A 1,655-nucleotide genomic window follows, 5' to 3' on the forward strand; every position below is an offset into this window, starting at 1 on the left:
ACCTCGGCAACAGCGGCCTGAAGATCTCCGAGATCACCTACGGCAACTGGCTCACCCACGGCTCGCAGGTCGAGAACGACATCGCCACGCAGTGCGTGCGCGCCGCGCTCGACCACGGCATCAGCACCTTCGACACCGCCGACGTCTACGCCAACACCAAGGCCGAGAGCGTCCTCGGCGAGGCCCTCAAGGGCGAGCGGCGCGAGAGCCTGGAGATCTTCACGAAGGTCTACTGGCCGACCGGCCCCGGCGGCAAGAACGACACCGGGTTGTCGCGCAAGCACATCATGGAGTCGATCAACGGCTCGCTGACCCGCCTGCAGACCGACTACGTCGACCTCTACCAGGCCCACCGCTACGACACCGAGACCCCGCTCGAGGAGACGATGACGGCCTTCGCCGACGTCGTGCGCCAGGGCAAGGCCCTCTACATCGGCGTCAGCGAGTGGACCGCCGAGCAGATCCGGGCCGGGCACGCGCTGGCCAAGGAGCTCAACGTCCAGCTCATCTCGAGCCAGCCGCAGTACTCGATGCTGTGGCGGGTCATCGAGGGTGAGGTGGTGCCCACGAGCGAGGAGCTCGGCATCAGCCAGATCGTGTGGAGCCCCATCGCGCAGGGTGTGCTGACCGGCAAGTACGTGCCGGGGCAGGCCCCGCCGCAGGGTTCGCGGGCTGCCGACGAGAAGGGCGGTGCCGACATGATCAAGCGCTTCATGAACGACGACGTCCTCACCCGCGTGCAGGCCCTCAAGCCCGTCGCCGACGAGGCCGGCCTGACGATGGCCCAGCTCGCCGTCGCCTGGGTGCTCCAGAACGAGAACGTCGCCGCCGCGCTCGTGGGGGCCTCGCGCCCCGAGCAGGTTGCCGAGAACGTGAAGGCCGCGGGCGTGAAGCTCGAGCCCGAGCTCCTCGCGAGGATCGACGACGTCCTGGGCGAGGTCGTCGAGCGCGACCCCGCGCTGACGGCCGCGAACGCCCCGAAGGGTCGCGTCGCCTGAGCGACCTCCCTCGGTACGGCCCCCGACGGCCCGGCACACCCTCCACGTGGTGCCGGGCCGTCGGCGTCCGTCACACCTCTGGTCACGGGTCGTCCGGTGGTGGGACGCTCATCCCAGGACTCGCCCGAGGAGGATGCCGTGGCACGCAGTCGTGGACCGTACCGAGCGGTGGTGGAGGATGCCGACGACCCACTGGGTCGCGGGCGGCTGCGGGTGTCGGCACCGACCGCCGGCGTCGAGATGGCGTGGGCAGAGGCCTGCCTGCCACCCGTGCCGGCAGCGATGCTCGCCATGCCCTCACCCGGGTCGCAGGTGTGGATCGAGCTCGAGGACGGCGACCGGGCCCGACCGCTGTGGATCGGCGTGACCTGGGATGCCGTGCCGTCCACTGCGCCGCGGATCACCAGTGCGTCCTCGCTCACCCTTCGCTCGCCGGTGCTGCACGTCGAGAGCGGCGCGGCCGACTTCACCGGGGTGGTGCGCTGTCAGACGCTCATCGCAGAGGCGGTCACCGCCTCGTCGTACACCCCGGGCGCCGGGAACATCGCCTGAGCTCAGGCGCGGCCACGATCCCTGGTCAGACCGCGAGTGTCTGCTCGACGGCCTCGCGCAGCGTCGTCGGCGGGCGACCGATGAGCCGCTCGAGGTCGCCGGTGC

2 protein-coding genes are annotated in these 1,655 nt (G+C 70.7%); both read left to right on the forward strand.

Annotated elements, in window-relative coordinates; translation table 11 throughout:
* The coding region (locus tag PLL68_RS05125; protein ID WP_324532271.1) for an aldo/keto reductase family protein at positions 1-998 on the forward strand (998 nt) is incomplete at its 5' end.
* Between the two features lie 138 nt (positions 999-1,136).
* Positions 1,137-1,550: a phage baseplate assembly protein V gene (locus tag PLL68_RS05130; protein WP_324532273.1), complete on the forward strand. Its 414-nt coding sequence runs from the start codon at positions 1,137-1,139 to the stop codon at positions 1,548-1,550.
* Positions 1,551-1,655 lie beyond the last annotated feature (105 nt).

Source organism: Ornithinibacter sp. (assembly GCF_035443565.1).
Classification (GTDB): Bacteria; Actinomycetota; Actinomycetes; order Actinomycetales; family Dermatophilaceae; genus Fodinibacter.